At 73.1% G+C, this 15,987-nt stretch carries 12 protein-coding genes, 1 tRNA gene and 1 pseudogene; 7 read left to right on the forward strand and 7 right to left on the reverse strand.

Going from position 1 to position 15,987, the window contains the following annotated elements:
* Position 1 precedes the first annotated feature (1 nt).
* From R4Z62_RS17120 to R4Z62_RS17130, 3 genes are all read right to left on the reverse strand, one after another.
* On the reverse strand, positions 2–967 hold the full coding sequence (locus R4Z62_RS17120; RefSeq protein ID WP_491520234.1) for a DUF5926 family protein: 966 nt from the start codon (positions 965–967) through the stop codon (positions 2–4).
* A 580-nt stretch (positions 968–1,547) separates the two neighbouring features.
* Positions 1,548–2,189, reverse strand: a complete 642-nt coding sequence (locus R4Z62_RS17125; RefSeq protein ID WP_355477811.1) for an ATP-binding protein — start codon at positions 2,187–2,189, stop codon at positions 1,548–1,550.
* A gap of 182 nt (positions 2,190–2,371) precedes the next feature.
* Entirely contained in the window at positions 2,372–3,199 is an 828-nt protein-coding gene (locus tag R4Z62_RS17130) for a glycerophosphodiester phosphodiesterase (protein ID WP_491520235.1), read from the reverse strand.
* Positions 3,200–3,459: 260 nt separating this feature from the next.
* Here R4Z62_RS17130 and R4Z62_RS17135 point away from each other — a divergent pair, with 260 nt between their 5' ends.
* Positions 3,460–5,043, forward strand: coding sequence for a S1C family serine protease (locus R4Z62_RS17135; protein ID WP_491520236.1), 1,584 nt, complete (start codon positions 3,460–3,462; stop codon positions 5,041–5,043).
* A 101-nt stretch (positions 5,044–5,144) separates the two neighbouring features.
* Here R4Z62_RS17135 and R4Z62_RS17140 read toward each other — a convergent pair whose 3' ends face one another.
* Positions 5,145–6,623 (reverse strand): MFS transporter, encoded by a 1,479-nt coding sequence (locus R4Z62_RS17140; protein WP_491520237.1) that lies wholly within the window; start codon positions 6,621–6,623, stop codon positions 5,145–5,147.
* Between the two features lie 261 nt (positions 6,624–6,884).
* On the opposite strand from R4Z62_RS17140, the gene R4Z62_RS17145 reads away from it, so the two are divergent.
* Positions 6,885–6,969 (forward strand) — tRNA-Ser (locus R4Z62_RS17145).
* 398 nt (positions 6,970–7,367) lie between these two features.
* Positions 7,368–8,324: an IS481 family transposase gene (locus R4Z62_RS17150; protein ID WP_491520238.1), complete on the forward strand. Its 957-nt coding sequence runs from the start codon at positions 7,368–7,370 to the stop codon at positions 8,322–8,324.
* Positions 8,325–8,967: 643 nt separating this feature from the next.
* Here the strand turns inward: R4Z62_RS17150 and R4Z62_RS17155 are convergent.
* A pseudogene (locus tag R4Z62_RS17155) lies at positions 8,968–9,048 on the reverse strand (GntR family transcriptional regulator); the annotation flags it as partial.
* A 256-nt stretch (positions 9,049–9,304) separates the two neighbouring features.
* Positions 9,305–10,255 (reverse strand): bifunctional DNA primase/polymerase, encoded by a 951-nt coding sequence (locus R4Z62_RS17160; protein WP_491520239.1) that lies wholly within the window; start codon positions 10,253–10,255, stop codon positions 9,305–9,307.
* A 398-nt stretch (positions 10,256–10,653) separates the two neighbouring features.
* Here R4Z62_RS17160 and R4Z62_RS17165 point away from each other — a divergent pair, with 398 nt between their 5' ends.
* The 3 genes from R4Z62_RS17165 (at position 10,654) to R4Z62_RS17175 (ending at position 13,657) form a co-directional block, all read left to right on the forward strand.
* Positions 10,654–10,965 carry a hypothetical protein gene (locus tag R4Z62_RS17165; RefSeq protein WP_018566301.1) on the forward strand — a complete coding sequence of 104 codons (312 nt, stop codon included), beginning with the start codon at positions 10,654–10,656 and terminating at the stop codon, positions 10,963–10,965.
* A 326-nt stretch (positions 10,966–11,291) separates the two neighbouring features.
* Positions 11,292–11,849 (forward strand): SigE family RNA polymerase sigma factor, encoded by a 558-nt coding sequence (locus tag R4Z62_RS17170; protein ID WP_018566302.1) that lies wholly within the window; start codon positions 11,292–11,294, stop codon positions 11,847–11,849.
* Between the two features lie 131 nt (positions 11,850–11,980).
* The gene (locus tag R4Z62_RS17175; protein ID WP_491520240.1) at positions 11,981–13,657 is read left to right on the forward strand and encodes a long-chain fatty acid--CoA ligase; all 1,677 of its coding nucleotides are present in this window, start codon (positions 11,981–11,983) and stop codon (positions 13,655–13,657) included.
* A 217-nt stretch (positions 13,658–13,874) separates the two neighbouring features.
* On the opposite strand, the gene R4Z62_RS17180 is transcribed toward R4Z62_RS17175, so the two are convergent.
* Positions 13,875–15,143: an MFS transporter gene (locus tag R4Z62_RS17180; RefSeq protein ID WP_491520241.1), complete on the reverse strand. Its 1,269-nt coding sequence runs from the start codon at positions 15,141–15,143 to the stop codon at positions 13,875–13,877.
* A gap of 194 nt (positions 15,144–15,337) precedes the next feature.
* Between R4Z62_RS17180 and R4Z62_RS17185 the strand changes: the two genes are divergently transcribed.
* Positions 15,338–15,916 carry a TetR/AcrR family transcriptional regulator gene (locus tag R4Z62_RS17185; protein ID WP_064533991.1) on the forward strand — a complete coding sequence of 193 codons (579 nt, stop codon included), beginning with the start codon at positions 15,338–15,340 and terminating at the stop codon, positions 15,914–15,916.
* Positions 15,917–15,987: the final 71 nt, after the last annotated feature.

Raw genomic sequence — 15,987 nt, forward strand, 5'->3', positions numbered from 1 at the left:
CTCAGCTGAGCGTGACCTGCCGGTTGGTCAGCCCGCCGCGGGCCCGGCGCTCCTCGGGGGTCAGCGGCGCGTCCGTGGCCAGCGCCCCGGCCAGCCGCTCGGCGAACTCGGCGGCCGGCTTCTCCACGTCCTGGGCGCCGACCTCGCCGGGCAGGTCCCAGACGGGCACGGTGAGGCCGTGAGCTCGGAAGGAGCCGACCAGCCGGGTGCCTTCGCCGAGGCTGGAGACGCCCGCCGCGTGCAGCCGCGCCAGAGCGTCCAGAAGCTGCTCCTCCGGGTGCGGCATGACCCAGCGCAGGTGGTTCTTCTCCGGCGTCCGGCACCAGTAGGCGCAGTCCACGCCCTCCAGGCGCACGGTCGGGATCGCCGCGGCGTTGGCCCGCTCCAGGGAGGCGGCCACCTCCGGCGCCGCGTTCCCCGCGTCCGGGACCCAGAACTCGAAGCCCTCGTGCACCTCGGGTGCGAAGGGGGCCTCGGGGTCCAGCAGGTCCTGGAGCCGGGGGCCGTCGGCCGGGGCGCGGCGGCCCTGCACCGGGTTGCCGGGCTCGGCCTCCAGCGCGCGCAGGAGCGTGTCGGCGAGGTCGCGGCTGATGTCGCCGGACGCCGTGTCGTTCTGCAGGCCGATGAGGACCGAGCCGTCGTCGCGGCGCAGCGCGGGCCAGGCCATCGGCAGGACGGTGGCCAGCCGGACCGACGGCACGCCCTCGGGCAGGCCGTCCTTGAGCGTCAGCTCGGCCGTGGCCGCGGGGACCAGCTCGCGCAGCGCCACCCAGTCGCACTCGCCGGGCAGGCCCTCGAACGGGCGCTGCACCAGCTCGGTCGCCGCGTGCGCCGCGGCCCGGCCGTGGCAGGCCTTGTAGCGCCGGCCGCTGCCGCACGGGCAGGGCTCGCGGGCGCCGACGACCGGGATCTCTCCGTCCGTGAGCTGCGGGCGCTTGGCCTTCGTCTGGGGTCGCTTCTTGGCCATCTGGGTGTCTCCCGGTTACGGCTCGTCTTGTACGGGCGCGAGCCTAGTCGTTCACACCCTTCGCGACGGGAAGCTGTGGACGGGGCGGGCGTTGTGGACAACCCGACCGCGCGCGGCGGGGCGTGCGGAGACGGGTGGGGCGCCCGGGGCCGCCCGGGGAAGGGGTGGGCTGGGTCGGGGGGGACGGTTGCGCCGTGCGGAGGCCCTGCGGGCTCATGGGGGCGGTGACGCGTGCGCGCGTACGGGGAACGTCTGTGCGGGAACGTCTGTGCGGGGACGCGTGTACGGGGACGCGTGTACAGAGGCGACCGCGCCGGGGGAACGTCCGCGCGAGGACGTGCAAGCGGAGGCGCCCGCGGGAATGTCGTCGGCCCCCGCGGGCGCGTCCCGTGCACGGGGGAGGGCCCTCTGGTCCGGGACGCGCGCGCACGCACCCCGCGCGGAGCCGCATGAGCCTCCGCATCGGATCGCTGTCCGGGACGCGCGCACGTACCCCGCGCACGGGCGGGCACGTGCGCCGGAGTCCCCCGCGGCTTTCCCGCCCGCGTGCCGCGCCGCGCCCCGTGCCGGTCGGGTCGAGTCAGGCCAGGTCGCCGAAGGGGGCGGCGAAGCCCAGCTCGGGCAGGGCGGCCACCGCCGCGGGCGCCGCGACGCGCCCGGCGAAGCCGTCCCGGCGATGACCGGCGTCCGGGTCATGGACGTCGTCGTGGACGATCACCCACACGGTGACCTCGCCGCGGACGTCGTCCCGCACTCCCCAGTCGTCGCAGAGGGCCGTGATGATGTTCAGTCCGCGACCGCCGTGCGCGGTGACCGACGGGGTGGCGGGGGCCGGGCGGGTCGGGCCGCCGCCGTCCGTCACCTCGACGACCAGCCGGCCGGCCGCGTCGACGCGCCAAGCGGCCCGGACGTCCCCGTCGCCGGCCAGGGCGCCGCCCAGCGGCCGGCCGTGCCTGCACGCATTGCTCAGCAGTTCGGAAAGGACCAGAACGGCGTCGTCGACGACCGATTCCGCCACACCGCCCCTGCGCAGTTGCTCACGCATCCGGTGCCTTGCTTCCCCCACGCCCGCAGGGCCATGGGGTACGGCCATGCACGACGACGTGGGCACCTCCTGTGCCACCACCAACGCCACCCCCGAGACCTCCTTCGCCCCACGCCACGGTGTGGATGCCCCATCGGCCTGAACCGGAAACCGGCCATCCAGCGCCCGACGACGCATTAACGAGGATCGAACACGCAGCGAACGCGCCGGAGCACTCCTTGTCACCGCATGGCCGAATATCGTCAAAGTGGCTTGAACCGGAGCCTGCTGGAGCGGCGGGCGCGAGGTCAAGGCCCGTGACCGATCAGTGGCCGATCGGTGGCCTGTCGGCGGCCTACGGGCGGCTGGCAGGCGGCCTGTCAGCGGCCGAGCTGGCGCAGGACGGGTCCCGGACGGTTGGTGATGATGGCGTCGACGCCGAGATCGACACAGAGAGCGACGTCCTCCGGGTCGTTCACCGTCCACACGTGGACCTGGTGCCCGGCTGCCTTCAGCCGCTCGACGTACCCCGGATGCCCCCGCACGATGCGGATCGAGGGACCCGCGATCCGGACCCCGGCCGGCAGCCGTCCGTCGCGCAGCCGGGGCGAGACGAACTGCATCAGGTAGACCGTCGGCAGCGTCGGGGAGGCCGCCCGCACCCGGTGCAGGGAGCGCGCCGAGAAGCTCATCACCCGCACCGGCGAGTCGGCGGGAACGGTCGGAGCGTCCAGGCCGAACCGCTTCAGCAGGGCGAGCAGCCGCTCCTCGACCTGGCCGGCCCACCGCGTGGGGTGCTTGGTCTCGATGGCCAGCTCCACCCGCCGTCCCGCGTCGGAGACGAGCTCCAGCAGCCGCTCCAGGGTGAGGACGGAGGTGTCCTCCGGGTCCTCGGGGCGTACGACCCAGTCGGGCTCCTCGTCGCGGCCGCGCCAGGTGGCGCGGGAGTGCCGGGAGCCGAAGTCCAGCGCGGCCAGGTCGGCGAGTTCCAGGGCGGAGACCGCGCCGCGGCCGTTGGACGTACGGTTGACGCGGCGGTCGTGCACGCACACGAGGTGGCCGTCCGCGGTCAGCCGCACGTCGCACTCGAGGGCGTCCGCGCCGTCCTCGATCGCCGTCCGGTAGGCGGCCAGGGTGTGCTCCGGCGCGGCCTCGGAGGCTCCGCGGTGTGCGACGACCTGGATGTGATGCTGCCGTGCGTGGGTCACCGCGTCATGGTGCCACCGCGGCGGAGCGGGTGTGGCCACGGGAAGGTGTCGATAGTGTGTCCGTTTACTGCGAGATGACCCGTATAAGGAGTGGTGGTGGCCGACCCACAGCCTCGGCTTATGGTGCTCTGACGGCCTGTGGGAAAAGCTGACCACGTACAGATGCACCTGCACAGCTGGAGCACGCCGGGTCGTCGGCAGCCAGGACGAGCGTGACGAGTGCGACCGACAACAACAGCCGTGGATCGAGGAGAAGAGCTGTGAGCACCGAGAACGAGGGCACCGAGGTACCCCCGGCCCCGTCCGCACCTCCCGTGCCGGTGGAGACCTCCGCAGCTTCCCAGCCGCCCGCTCCCCAGGGCGGTGCCCCCACGCCCCCGCCGCCCAGCACGCCTCCGTACGTGCCGGGCGCCCCGCAGCAGGACACCCCACCGGCGGCTCCGTCGGCGGCACCCGCCGACGCGGCCGCCCACCCGGCGGCCCAGGGCGCGCCGGGAACCGCCGGTGAGGGGCCCGCGCAGACCTTCCCGGCGGGCGGACACCCGCAGCAGCCGCAGGGTGCCGGTGTCCCCGGCGCGCCCGTCGACGGCTCCTGGCCGCCGCCCCAGCCTCCCGCCGTGCCGTCGTACGCGGACGGCGGCGCGGGCGCGGCCGGTGGTGCCGGGGGCGCGGGCTGGGGTGCGGCGTACCAGCAGCCCGCGCCGAAGCCGCGCAGCCGGCGCGGCGGTCTGATCGCCGCGGTCCTGGTGGCCGCGCTGGTCGCGGGCGGCCTGGGCGGCGGCCTCGGCTACACACTGGCGAGGAACGACGACGGCGGTTCCACCACGGTCGCCGCCTCCGACGCGGGCGCCTCCCAGGTCAAGCGCGATCCGAACTCGATCGCGGGCGTGGCCGCCAAGGCGCTGCCGAGCACCGTCACCATCGAGGCGGAGAGCACCAACGGCCAGGGCGGCACCGGCACCGGATTCGTGTTCGACACCCAGGGCCACATCGTCACCAACAACCACGTCGTGGCCGACGCCGTCGACGGTGGCAAGCTCACCGCCACCTTCCCCGACGGCCGGAAGTACGACGCCGAGATCATCGGCCACGCCCAGGGCTACGACGTCGCGGTGATCAAGCTCAAGAACGCGCCCTCCGACCTCAAGCCGCTCGCCCTCGGCGACTCCGACAAGGTGGCCGTGGGCGACGAGACGATCGCCATCGGCGCGCCCTTCGGCCTGTCGAACACGGTGACGACAGGCATCATCAGCGCCAAGAACCGCCCGGTCGCCTCCAGCGACGGCAGCGGCGACAGCAAGGCGTCCTACATGAGCGCCCTGCAGACCGACGCCTCGATCAACCCCGGGAACTCCGGCGGCCCGCTGCTCGACGCGCGCGGCGCGGTGATCGGCATCAACTCTGCGATCCAGTCCTCCGGCAGCGGCGGCGGTCTGGGCGGCTCGGGGCAGTCCGGTTCGATCGGCCTGGGCTTCGCCATCCCGATCAACCAGGCCAAGTACGTCGCCCAGCAGCTGATCAAGACGGGCAAGCCGGTCTACGCGAAGATCGGTGCCTCCGTCGCCACCTCGCAGGACGGCTCCGGCGGAGCGACCATCTCCGACCAGGGCGCGGGCGGCGGCGCCGCCGTGGAGCCGGGCAGCCCGGCGGCCAAGGCGGGTCTCAAGCCCGGTGACGTCATCACCAAGCTGGACGACACGGTGGTCGACTCCGGTCCGACCCTCATCGGCGAGATCTGGACCCACAAGCCCGGCGACACGGTGAAGATCACCTTTAAGCGCGACGGCAAGGAGCACACCGTCGACGTGACGCTGGCGTCCCGGATCGGCGACAGCGCGAGCTGACGCACACGCACACGCCCACACACCGCCCACGCGCGCGCGTGCCCGCTGCCCGCGCCACCGCCCCGGACGGGCGGCGGCGCGGGCAGCGGCCGTTTCCCGGCTCAGGGTGAGCCGACACCTGAACCGGAGGCCGGGCTGCTGCTCGCACCGTCCCCCGGGTCCATGCGGGTGCCCGGGTCCGCCCCGGAGCTGTCCGCGGCCCCGGCCCCGGACCCGGCCACGGTCCGTGGCGCCGGCTCCCCGGTCCCGCGAGCCCGCCCGGCGAGTACGGCGATCACCAGCGTGGGCACCGCCAGCAGCCCGAAGGCGGCCCCGTACCCGGCCAGGCCGGAGGCGCCGGCGCCCAGGCAGGCGTTGAGCACCACGGAGTACAGCGCCATCACGGAGATCTGGCCGAGGTTCTGGCTGGTCTGCATCGCGCTGCTGGCAGAGCCCTGTCGGCCCCGCGGACTGTGGGCGAGCGACAGCACGGTCAGCGAGGGATCCAGCAGCCCCATGCCGACCGCCGCGACGATCATGGACGAGGCCGCGGTGAGCGCGGGCACCCCGGGAAGCGTTCCCGCCACGGCGAGCGCGACCGCGGCCGTCATGACCACGGCACCCGCGGCGACCAGGCGATGCCGGGGCCGGCCCTCCAGCAGCCTGCCCTGGACCCAGGACGCCCCGGCCCACACCACGGCGGCGCCCGTGAAGGCGAGGCCGGTCACCACCGGGGCCACCTTGCGCTCCGCGATCAGCATCAGCGGCACGAACGCCTCGATCGTGAAGTACGTGCCGGACGCCAGGCCGCGCAGCAGCACCGTGGCCGGCAGCCCCCCTGCTGCCCGCCAGGTGCCGGCGGGCAGCAGCCGGGGCGCGCAGACCACGAGCAGGCACAGCGCCGCGGCGGCGAACAGCAGATGGCGGACGTCCCAGCCCGACACGCCGTACTGCCCCAGCGCCGCGCCCAGGCTCACCAGGGCCGCGAGCAGCAGTGGCGGGCGGGCGGCCCGGTCCTCGCGCGCCCCGGCCGCGCCCTGCCAGGAGGGGCCGCGCAGAACGGTCACCAGGACCAGCGTCGGCAGCACGGTGAGGGCGGCGAGGCCGTAGAACACCACGCGCCAGGACCACCACGCGGAGACGAGCCCGGCCAGCGGCGGACCCGTCAGCGACGGGATGACCCAGCACGCGCTCATCAGCGCCAGCGCACGCGGGCGCAGGCGCTTCGGATAGACCTGCCCGATGGCGGCGTTGACGGACACCGCGACCGCTCCGGCGGCGAGACCGTCCAGGAAGCGCCCGGCCGCCAGCTGCCAGATCGAGGTACTGGTGGCCGAGACGATCAGGGTGACCACGGTCAGCGCCATGCCGGCGGCCAGCGGCCCGCGCGCTCCCGACCGGTCCGCCCAGTGCCCGCCGAGGACCCCGCCCAGCAGACCCGCCGCCACGAAGCAGCCCGCGACCAGCGGGAACAGCGACACCCCGCCCAGATCCCGGGCCGCCGTCGGCAGAGTGGGCACCACCGCGAGCGCCGCGAACCCGGTCAGGAACATCACCAGGGAGAAACTGGCGGTGGCCGCCAGATGCGTCCGCGAGAACAACGTCTCCCCGGCGCCCCCGGACGCTCCCCCGCCCCGGTCAGCCACGGCCGCCCGCCCGCCCCTGACCATCCTCACCGGCACACCGTCCCCCGGACAACCACGTCTCTCCGCAAGCCTTCAGACGATCAGTCACGGCCGCGCAGGCTATCCACCACCCGCCCGCCGGAGCCACCGCTTTTGCCCACGCCCCGCCCCACACCCTCCGCCCCCCGCCCGAGGCCCGGTACGCTGTACCCGCCCCGCCCCGGTGGGCGAGGCCCAGGTGGGTTGCCCGAGCGGCCTAAGGGAACGGTCTTGAAAACCGTCGTGGCGCGAGTCACCGTGGGTTCAAATCCCACACCCACCGCTTGAACGGACGGCCCCTGACCAGGTGAGACGGTCGGGGGCCGTGGCGCTGGGCGGTGACCGTCCGGCACCGTGTGTGCCCGTGGTTTCCCGGTCGATGGGGCACGGATGGGGCACGAGCGAGCGCATGCTGAGAGTGGATTGTGGCTTGCCCTTCAGCCTCAGCGCAGACGTCACTGATCACAGCATCCGGCGCTGGGCGCAGGGGGCTCAGGGCTTGCCGGGTGGAGTGCGCGCCAGCACCCCTGTGCCAGACATCGGAGTCTGTGCCGTCAGGGCACGCGGACTGGTGCCTAGGTGTATTGATCACGAGCGTTGTTGACGCGCGTGGGTGCTTGATCATGGCGAAGACCTCCGGTGTGGTGGAGCTGTCTAGGACCGCACCACACGGAGGTCTTCGTGTCCCACCGTAATGCCCGGCTGACCGTTCACGGCAGGCGGCTGCTCGTCGAGCGTGTCCGCTGCGGCCGTGCCGTCGCGCATGTCGCCGCCGAGATGGGCGTCTCACGCGCCACAGCCCACAAGTGGATCCGCCGCTGGCGTACCGAGGGCGAGGCCGGCCTCGCCGACCGCTCCAGCAGGCCCCGAACCACCCCGCACCGCACGCCGGCCGCCGTCGAGGCCCGGGTGTGTCACGAGCGGCAGGTCCGCAAGCTCGGTCCCGCACGGCTGGGGCCGGTCCTGGGCCTGCCCGCCTCGACCGTGCACCGGATCCTGGTCCGCCACGGCCTGAACCGGCTGGCCCACCTGGACCGGCCCACCGGACAGCTCATCCGCCGCTACGAACGCGACCGGCCCGGCGAGCTGCTCCACGTGGATGTCAAAAAGCTCGGCCGCATCCCCGACGGCGGCGGCCACAGGGTACTGGGCCGCCAGGCCGGCCGCGCCCGCCGCAGCAACATGGGATTCGACTACATCCACTCCGCCGTCGACGACCACTCCCGCCTGGCCTACAGCGAGGTCCACCCGGACGAGAAGGCCGTCACCTGCGCCGGCTTCCTGCGGCGGGCCGCAGTCTTCTTCGCCACCTGCGGCATCACCCGCATCGAACGCGTCCTGACCGACAACGCGTGGCCCTACCGCAAGAGCTTCGCCTGGCGGCAGGCGCTGGACGATCTCGGCGCGGCCGGCAAGCTCACCCGCGCCTACCGGCCGCAGACCAACGGCAAGGTCGAACGCTTCAACCGCACCCTGCTCGACGAATGGGCCTACCAGCGGCCCTACACCAGCAACACCGAACGCACCGACGCCCTGACAGACTTCCTGCACACCTACAATCACCACCGCTGCCACACCGCACTCGGAGGCAAGCCCCCAATCAGCCGTGTGAACAACGCTGCGAGTCAATACACCTAGGGCGGCGGCGATCTCGGGTGCCATGTCCATGGTCTCCAGGGCCCACGTCTCTTCGTCCTCTTCCGTCTCGGTTGCCGCATCCCAGCTCGTGGCCAGGCCCAGGGCCTCTCGACGGGAACGTTCACAGGGCAGCGGCTCTCCCAGCGTCAGGTAGTGGTCATCGCCCGCGCCGGTCTCGCAATAGCGGCGCACAACCGCTCCCTGCTCTGCGACCAGCCAAGCCGACCCGTCACCCTGCGCGCCGTAGTAGTAGGCCTGCGCTGTTCCGTAGTGGACACTCAGTTCCTCGCACATACGCAGCACAGCGTCCGAGCGCTCGCGGCCGCAGGGATCGCACCAACGTCCGATGACCAGGGTCCACCCGTCGAGTGCTGGACTCACGTATACGCGGCGGAGCCCTTCGGCTCCGCAATGGCTGTCTTCATCGACGGCCTCTTCAGCGTGACTGAAGGACACGGGTGCCCCGTCCGTCAGCCCCAGTAGGGACATGACTCCGTGCTGATCTGCGGTGGGTACCGCGATCCAATGAAGCCAGCACGACAGAAAAGGCCGGGGCAGCAGGTGCGATGAGGGTGTAGTCACGACGGCACGCTCGCACACGCTTCCTGGAAGCTGAAGCCTGAGCGCAAGAGGCTCTGCCCTGTCAGCGGTTGATCGGAATCTCGTAGACGATCTCGCAGTGAGCGGCGGGCACGACGATGCCCGCCGTCTCGACGGGCCGTCCGCGGCCCAGCGCCGTGTCCGTGGCTTGGTGGACCGTGGCCATGCCGCCACGGCCGACAGCCCGGATCAGCTTGTAGCGTCCCGCACCGACTGACGTCAGTCCTTCGTTCTGAGCCACCCGTCCACCCCCGGCTGCACGGCTGAGTGGCAACGATGGCAGCAGCGCCCCGCGACCAACAAGCCGGGAAACAGCGGAATTCTCCGGGGAGCCGTGCCGCGCGGGGCCGGTTCTCGTGGGGGAGGTGACGCGCCGGTCCTCATGGATGGCGCCCCGTCGCGCGGGACGCCGAGGTGAGGGTGGAGTGGGCTTCGGGGCGGGAGAGGCCGGTGGTGAGGGCGGCGTCGAGGAGGAGGGGGTGGAGGGCGGGGCCGAGGCCGGATTCGTAGGCGCGGCAGGCGGCCCAGAAGAGGCGGGTGTTGCGCTGGCCCTCGGGGGCGTCCAGGACGAAGCGGACGAGGCCGTGGGCGGTGTGGCGGCCGGGGGAGGGCGGTGGCGTGCGGCGGGGCGGGGGCACGAGGAGGCGCAGGAGGGGCGGCGGGCAGGGCGCGGGGGCGAGGTGGGCGGTGCCGGGGGCGAGGGCGTACGTGCCGTGGTGGGTGCGGGAGCCGGGGCCGATCAGGTAGCCGCCGGTGCCGCGGATGTCGATGCCGGGGGCGAGCCGGCCGGCCGAGTTGGGGACGGTGACGTCCGGGGGGCCGCTGAACCACAGGTGGCGGCCGCCGCTCGGGGTCAGGACGACGACGGTCGCGGGGAGCGGGAAGCGGTGGCGCCGGGCCAGTTCGCGCAGGGCGGCCAGGGCGTCCGTGCCGGGCTTGGTGTCCAGGTCGACGCCGATCAGGTGGTGCGGCGGCACTCCGCAGGCGATCCCGTAGCCGGTGGCCCGGGGCGCCGCGGCGAACAGGTCCCGGATGCGGGCCGGGTCGGACGAGGCGTCGTACACACCGTGACCGAGGGCGCCGCACTCACCGCGGCACGGCTGCCGCCGGGTCGTGTCCGGGGCGCCGCCGGGTGGTGCGGCGCCGTCAGCGCGGCGCGTGGCGGGGTGGTTCGCACCGTCGTGCGAGGCGGGGTGGTGCGGGGAGCGCAGCGCCGGGTGCTTGGTCGGGGACAGCGGGATGACGGCCAGGCCGCGGGCGGCGGCCGTCAGGGCGTGGGTGAGGGCGGGGGCCGGTGCCGGTGCCGAGGGCTTTCGGGCGGTGGTGGCCATGACTTCATATTCGTACGAGCGTTCGAGGATGGGAAGAGGGCGTTTGCGGGGTGCGGCAGGGGCGCTCGGTACGGCCGGTTTGCGCCGGGCGCTTGCCGGAACGCTTCACCTCTTGTCGCGCTTGGGGTGAAGGGGGGCGCTCTGTGTCCGGTCGGGGCTTTGGCGGCGGGAAAGGTGGTGAAGGGGGTTTATCGACTTGTCCTCACGCTTGCGTGCTAATCGGGGCTTCCGGGGTGGTTCCCCGGTGATCCGTGGGCAACTCTGATCTTGCGACGTCGTGGGAACCCGCTGGGGCGGTCGGCCAACCGCCCTGGTGAAAGCCGTAGTTCAGGTAGCTTCACGCAGCTTCACGTACTTCCGGCAGGCAGCCGGTGCGTACCTCTTACTGGAGGAGCAATATGGCAAGCATCCGTACCGCCCGCGTTCTCGCCGCCGTCACCGCCGTCCCGCTCGCGGCAGCCCTCTTCACCGGCATCGCGGCGGCGGACACCGGCGCCGTGGCGGGTGTCGGATCGAGCGCGGGTGTCGCCGGGATCGTCGGCAGCGGAGTCGGCCACAACAACAGCGGCAACTCGTCCACCACCGGGCAGCAGGCGGTGGGTTCCGGCGCCACGAACCAGAGCAACACCGCTCAGGTCAACGGCTCCGCGTTCACGGCCATCCAGCAGGGCAACCACAACGTGGCCGTCCACTTCACCCGCCTCTGGTGAGTCGCGGCGGGCCGGCGTGCGCGTTGGGGACCTGCCGGCCCCGAGACCCTGTGGGTGTGCTTGTGGGGATGTGACACACAGCTGCGCGGCGGTGCTTCGGCACCGCCGCGCAGGCGTGTGCGGCGCGCGTACCGGGAACCCGTCCCTGCCCTGGCGCCAGGTGCGTCGCTCAGCCGCGTCACCCAAGGGTGAACCCGCACCCCGGTCCCCCTCCCCGTCCACCTACAGGAGGTGCGGTCAACCCCACCCCTACAACCTGAGGCGGACCCCGCTTCGGGACCTGCGGGCGATCCGCCGACCGGGGGGCCGCTCCTAGCGTGGAGGACATGACCACACCCGTATGCACCAGCGCGTCGACCGCCGCCGTACCGGCCGTGCCGAGCCTGGCGTATCCGTCGTTCGCCTCGTACGTGCGGGCCCGCCAGTCGGTGCTGCTGCGCACCGCCCGGTCGCTGACCGCCAACCCGTGCGACGCGGAGGACCTGCTCCAGACCGCGCTGACCAAGACGTATGTCGCCTGGGAGCGGATCGAGGACCACCGGGCGCTCGACGGCTATGTCCGCCGCGCGCTGCTGAACACCCGTACGTCGCAGTGGCGCAAGCGCCGGGTCGACGAGTTCGCCTGCGACGAACTGCCCGAGCCGGATCCGCTGCCCGGCGCGGCCGACCCCGCCGAGCAGCAGGCGCTGCGCGACGCCATGTGGCGGGCGATCACCAAGCTGCCCACCCGGCAGCGGGCGATGGTCGTCCTCAGGTATTACGAGGACCTCTCCGAGGTGCAGACGGCCGAGGTGCTCGGCGTCTCCGTGGGCACCGTGAAGTCGGCGGTCTCGCGCGCGCTCGGCAAGCTCCGCGAGGACCCCGAGCTGGGGCGCGTGCGCTGACCGACCGTTTCGGCGTCCGGCGGAGCGTCCGGCGGGCCGTCCGGCCCCTCGGTTGATCGATCACCCGGAGCTAGTGACATACCGCGTGGTATGTGCGCAGAATCAGCGCACACCCTACTGCCGCGTAGGCAATGCCGCCCCGGGAGGACGCCGTGCTGAGCACCATGCAGGACGTACCGCTGACCGTCACCCGCATCCTGCTCCACGGGACGCGCGTGCACGGCCGGTCCCAGATCACCACCTGGACCGGGGAGGCCGAACCGCAGCGGCGCAGCTTCGCCGAGGCGGGCACCCGCGCGGTGTGCCTGGCGAACGCCCTGCGCGACGACCTCGGCGTCCGCGAGGACGATCGTGTCGCGACCCTCATGTGGAACAACGCCGAGCACGTCGAGGCGTATCTCGCCGTCCCCTCCATGGGCGCCGTGCTGCACACGCTCAACCTGCGCCTGCCCGCCGAGCAGCTGACCTGGATCGTCAACCACGCGGCCGACCGGGTGATCATCGTCAACGGCTCCCTGATCCCGCTGCTCGCCCCGCTGCTGCCGCGGCTGAAGACGGTCGAACACGTCGTCGTCTCGGGCCCCGGCGACCGCGCCCCGCTCGACGGCTGCCCCGCCCGGGTGCACGAGTACGAGGAGCTGATCGCGGACAAGCCGGCCACCTACGACTGGCCGGAGCTGGACGAACGCCGCGCCGCCGCCCTGTGCTACACCTCCGGCACCACGGGCGACCCCAAGGGCGTCGTCTACAGCCACCGTTCGATCTACCTGCACTCCATGCAGGTCAACATGGCGCAGTCGATGGGCCTGACCGACCGCGACACCTCGCTGGTCGTGGTCCCGCAGTTCCATGTCAACGCCTGGGGGCTGCCGCACGCCACCTTCATGACCGGCGTCAACATGCTGATGCCGGACCGTTTCCTCCAGCCCGCCCCGCTCGCCGAGATGATCGAGCGTGAGCGTCCCACGCACGCCGCCGCCGTCCCCACCATCTGGCAGGGCCTGCTCGGTGAACTCACCGCCCGCCCCCGCGACGTCTCCTCCCTCACCCAGGTCACCATCGGCGGCTCCGCCTGCCCGCCCGCCCTCATGCGGGCGTTCGACCGGCTCGGCATGCGGGTCTGCCACGCCTGGGGCATGACGGAGACCTCCCCGCTGGGCACGGTGGCCCACCCGCCGGCGTACGCCTCCGGCCCGGACGAGGAGTTCGCCTACCGTCTCACCCAGGGCCGCTTCCCGGCCGGTGTCGAGGGCCGCCTGACCGGTCCCGGCGGCGAACGCCTCCCCTGGGACGGCGAGTCGGCGGGCGAGCTGGAGGTGCGCGGCCCGTGGATCGCGGGCGCCTACTACAACGGCCCGGACGCCGAACCGCTGCGCCCCGCCGACAAGTTCAGCGAGGACGGCTGGCTGAAGACCGGTGACGTCGGCACCATCTCCCCGGACGGCTTCCTCACCCTCACCGACCGCGCCAAGGACGTCATCAAGTCCGGCGGCGAGTGGATCTCCTCCGTCGACCTGGAGAACGCCCTGATGTCCCACCCGGACGTCGCCGAGGCGGCCGTCGTCGCCGTCCCCGACGACAAGTGGGGCGAGCGCCCGCTGGCCACGGTCGTCCTCAAGGAGGGTTCCACGGCCGACTTCGAGTCGCTGCGCGCCTTCCTCGCCGAGGAGGGGAAGATCGCCAAGTGGCAGCTCCCGGAGCGCTGGACGATCGTCACCGCGGTGCCGAAGACCAGCGTGGGGAAGTTCGACAAGAAGGTGCTGCGCAGGCGGTACGCGGCGGGCGAGCTGGACGTCACCAGCCTCTGAAACGTCCTTCGGGAGGCTTCGGCTCCGGGGGGCGACAGACCGAGGACAGGCAGCGGTGCCGGGCGGGCCGCCTTCCGGCTTCCCGCCCGGCACCGGGCGTGGACGCGACCCCGCGGGTCCCGAACGCGGGCCTGGACGCGGGCCCGAACGCGGCCCTGGACGCGCCGCGTCCCTCCCGCGTGTCCCGCGTGTCCCGCGTCCCCCGTGTCTCCCGCCCTCACCGCCGTACCGACGTGCTCACCCAGCCCACCACCAGCCACAGCGCGGCCACCGCGCAGACCCCGGTCCAGCCCCAGTGGGCGAAGGCGGGCGCCGCCACGGAGGAGGCCAGCGCGGCGCCGGCGAAGCCCGAGACGACGTAGGCGGTGTTGGCGGTCGCCGGGGCGGAGGTGGTGGTCAGCGCCAGGGTCTGGTTGGCGACGTGGGAGGCGACCAGGGCCGCGTGGATCGCGATCGCGGCCACGAACAGCGCCACCACCGTGTGCCCGCCCAGCCAGAACAGCGGCACGGAGACGGCGGCCAGGATGTAGGCCGACCGTACGACCTTGGCGGCGCCGAAGCGGTCGACCAGCCCGCCGGCGAGCGGCGCCACCGCGCTCGCCGCCAGCCCGAAGAGCCCGAAGAGTCCGGCGGTCGCGATCGACAGGCCGTACGCCGGGCCGGTGAGCAGCAGCGCGAGCGAGGTCCACAGCGCGCTCCAGGCGCCGAACATGCCCGCCTGCCGCAGGCACGCCCGCCACAGGTCGGGCGAGCGGCGGGCCAGACCGGGCAGCGAGGTGATGCCGGACAGCAGCGGGCCGGTGCCGCGGCGGCCCTCCGACGGCAGGGCGAGAGCAGTCGCCAGGCCGAGGACCACGGTCAGCAGGGACGCGCCGACGAACACCCAGCGCCAGCCGAACGCCTGTCCGGCCAGCGAGCCGACGACCCGTGCGGCGACGATGCCGGTGAACAGGCCCGCGATCACGACGGCCACGTGCCGGGCGCGGCGGTCGGCGGGGGCGCGTTCGACGACCAGCGGGACGAGCAGCTGCGGGACGACGGTCGCGGCGGAGGCGACGAAGACGGCCGCGGCGAGCGCGCCGGTGCCGGGCGCGACGGCGGCGATGAGCAGGGCGGCCGTCGTCGCCACGGACAGCGCGGCCACCAGCGGGCGCCGGTTGACCCGGTCGCCGAGCGGGGCGAAGAAGAGCAGACCCGCCGCGTAGCCGAACTGGGCCACCGAGGCGATCCAGGCCACCGCCGAGGGCGCCGAGCCGAAGTCGTGGGCGATGAGGGGGAGCAGCGGCGCCGCGAGGTAGATGTTGCCCGCGGTGACCGCGGTGCACACGGCGATCAGCGCCAGGAAGGCGTTGGGGCCGAGGCTCCGCCGGGCGGCCGGAGCCGGAGCCGAGGCTGTGGTGACTGCGGTGCTGACTGCGGTGGTGGTGGCCGTGAGGACCGCGGTCCTGGACGCGGCAGGGGCTGGGGACGACGGTGACGACGGCATGGTGCGTGGGCCTCCGGTACGGGCGGGTGGGCGCGGGGTGGAACTGGAGCGTGGAGCTGAAGCGTGGAGCCGGTCCATGCATGACCAACCGGCTGTCCATAACCAACTGGTTGGTTGGCGCGTGGAACAGTCTGCGCCCGTTCCGGATCTTCTGTCAACCAAACAGTTGGTTGCTAACGGGGTACGCTGCCCTCATGGCAGCAAGAGACCCCGAGGCCACCAAGGCGCGGATCTTCGACGCGGCGGTGGCCGAGTTCGCCCAGCACGGCATCGCGGGCGCCCGTATCGACCGGATCGCCGCTCAGGCCAAGGCCAACAAGCAGCTCATCTACGCCTACTTCGGCAACAAGGCGGAGCTGTTCACCCATGTCCTCGGCAGGTCCATGGTCGACCTCGCCGCCGCCGTCCCCATCGATCCGGACGACATCGACGGCTGGATGGACCGCCTCCTGGACTACCACGCCACCCACCCCGAGCTGCTGCGCCTGCTCTTCTGGGAGGGCGTCGAGTACGGCACCGGCGAGCTCCCCGACGAACCGGCCCGCCACGCGCACTACGCCGCCAAGGTCACCGCGCTCCGGGACGGCCAGGAGCGGGGCGTGATCACCGACGCCTTCCCGCCCGAGGACCTCATGTTCCTGCTGGTCTCCCTGGCGGGCTGGGCCTCGGTGGTGCCGCAGATACGACGGATCCTGGTGGGTGACGACGACGCGGCCCGCGACCGCCTGCGGTCATCGATCCGCGAGGCGGCCCTGCGGGTGGTACGGCCCTGACACACCCGGGGCCGTGACAAGGGCGTGCCCCGGCCCGGAGGAGTACGGGGCACGGGGGCGTACGGGGATGT

It is taken from the genome of Streptomyces sp. PL-25 (genome assembly GCF_058344915.1).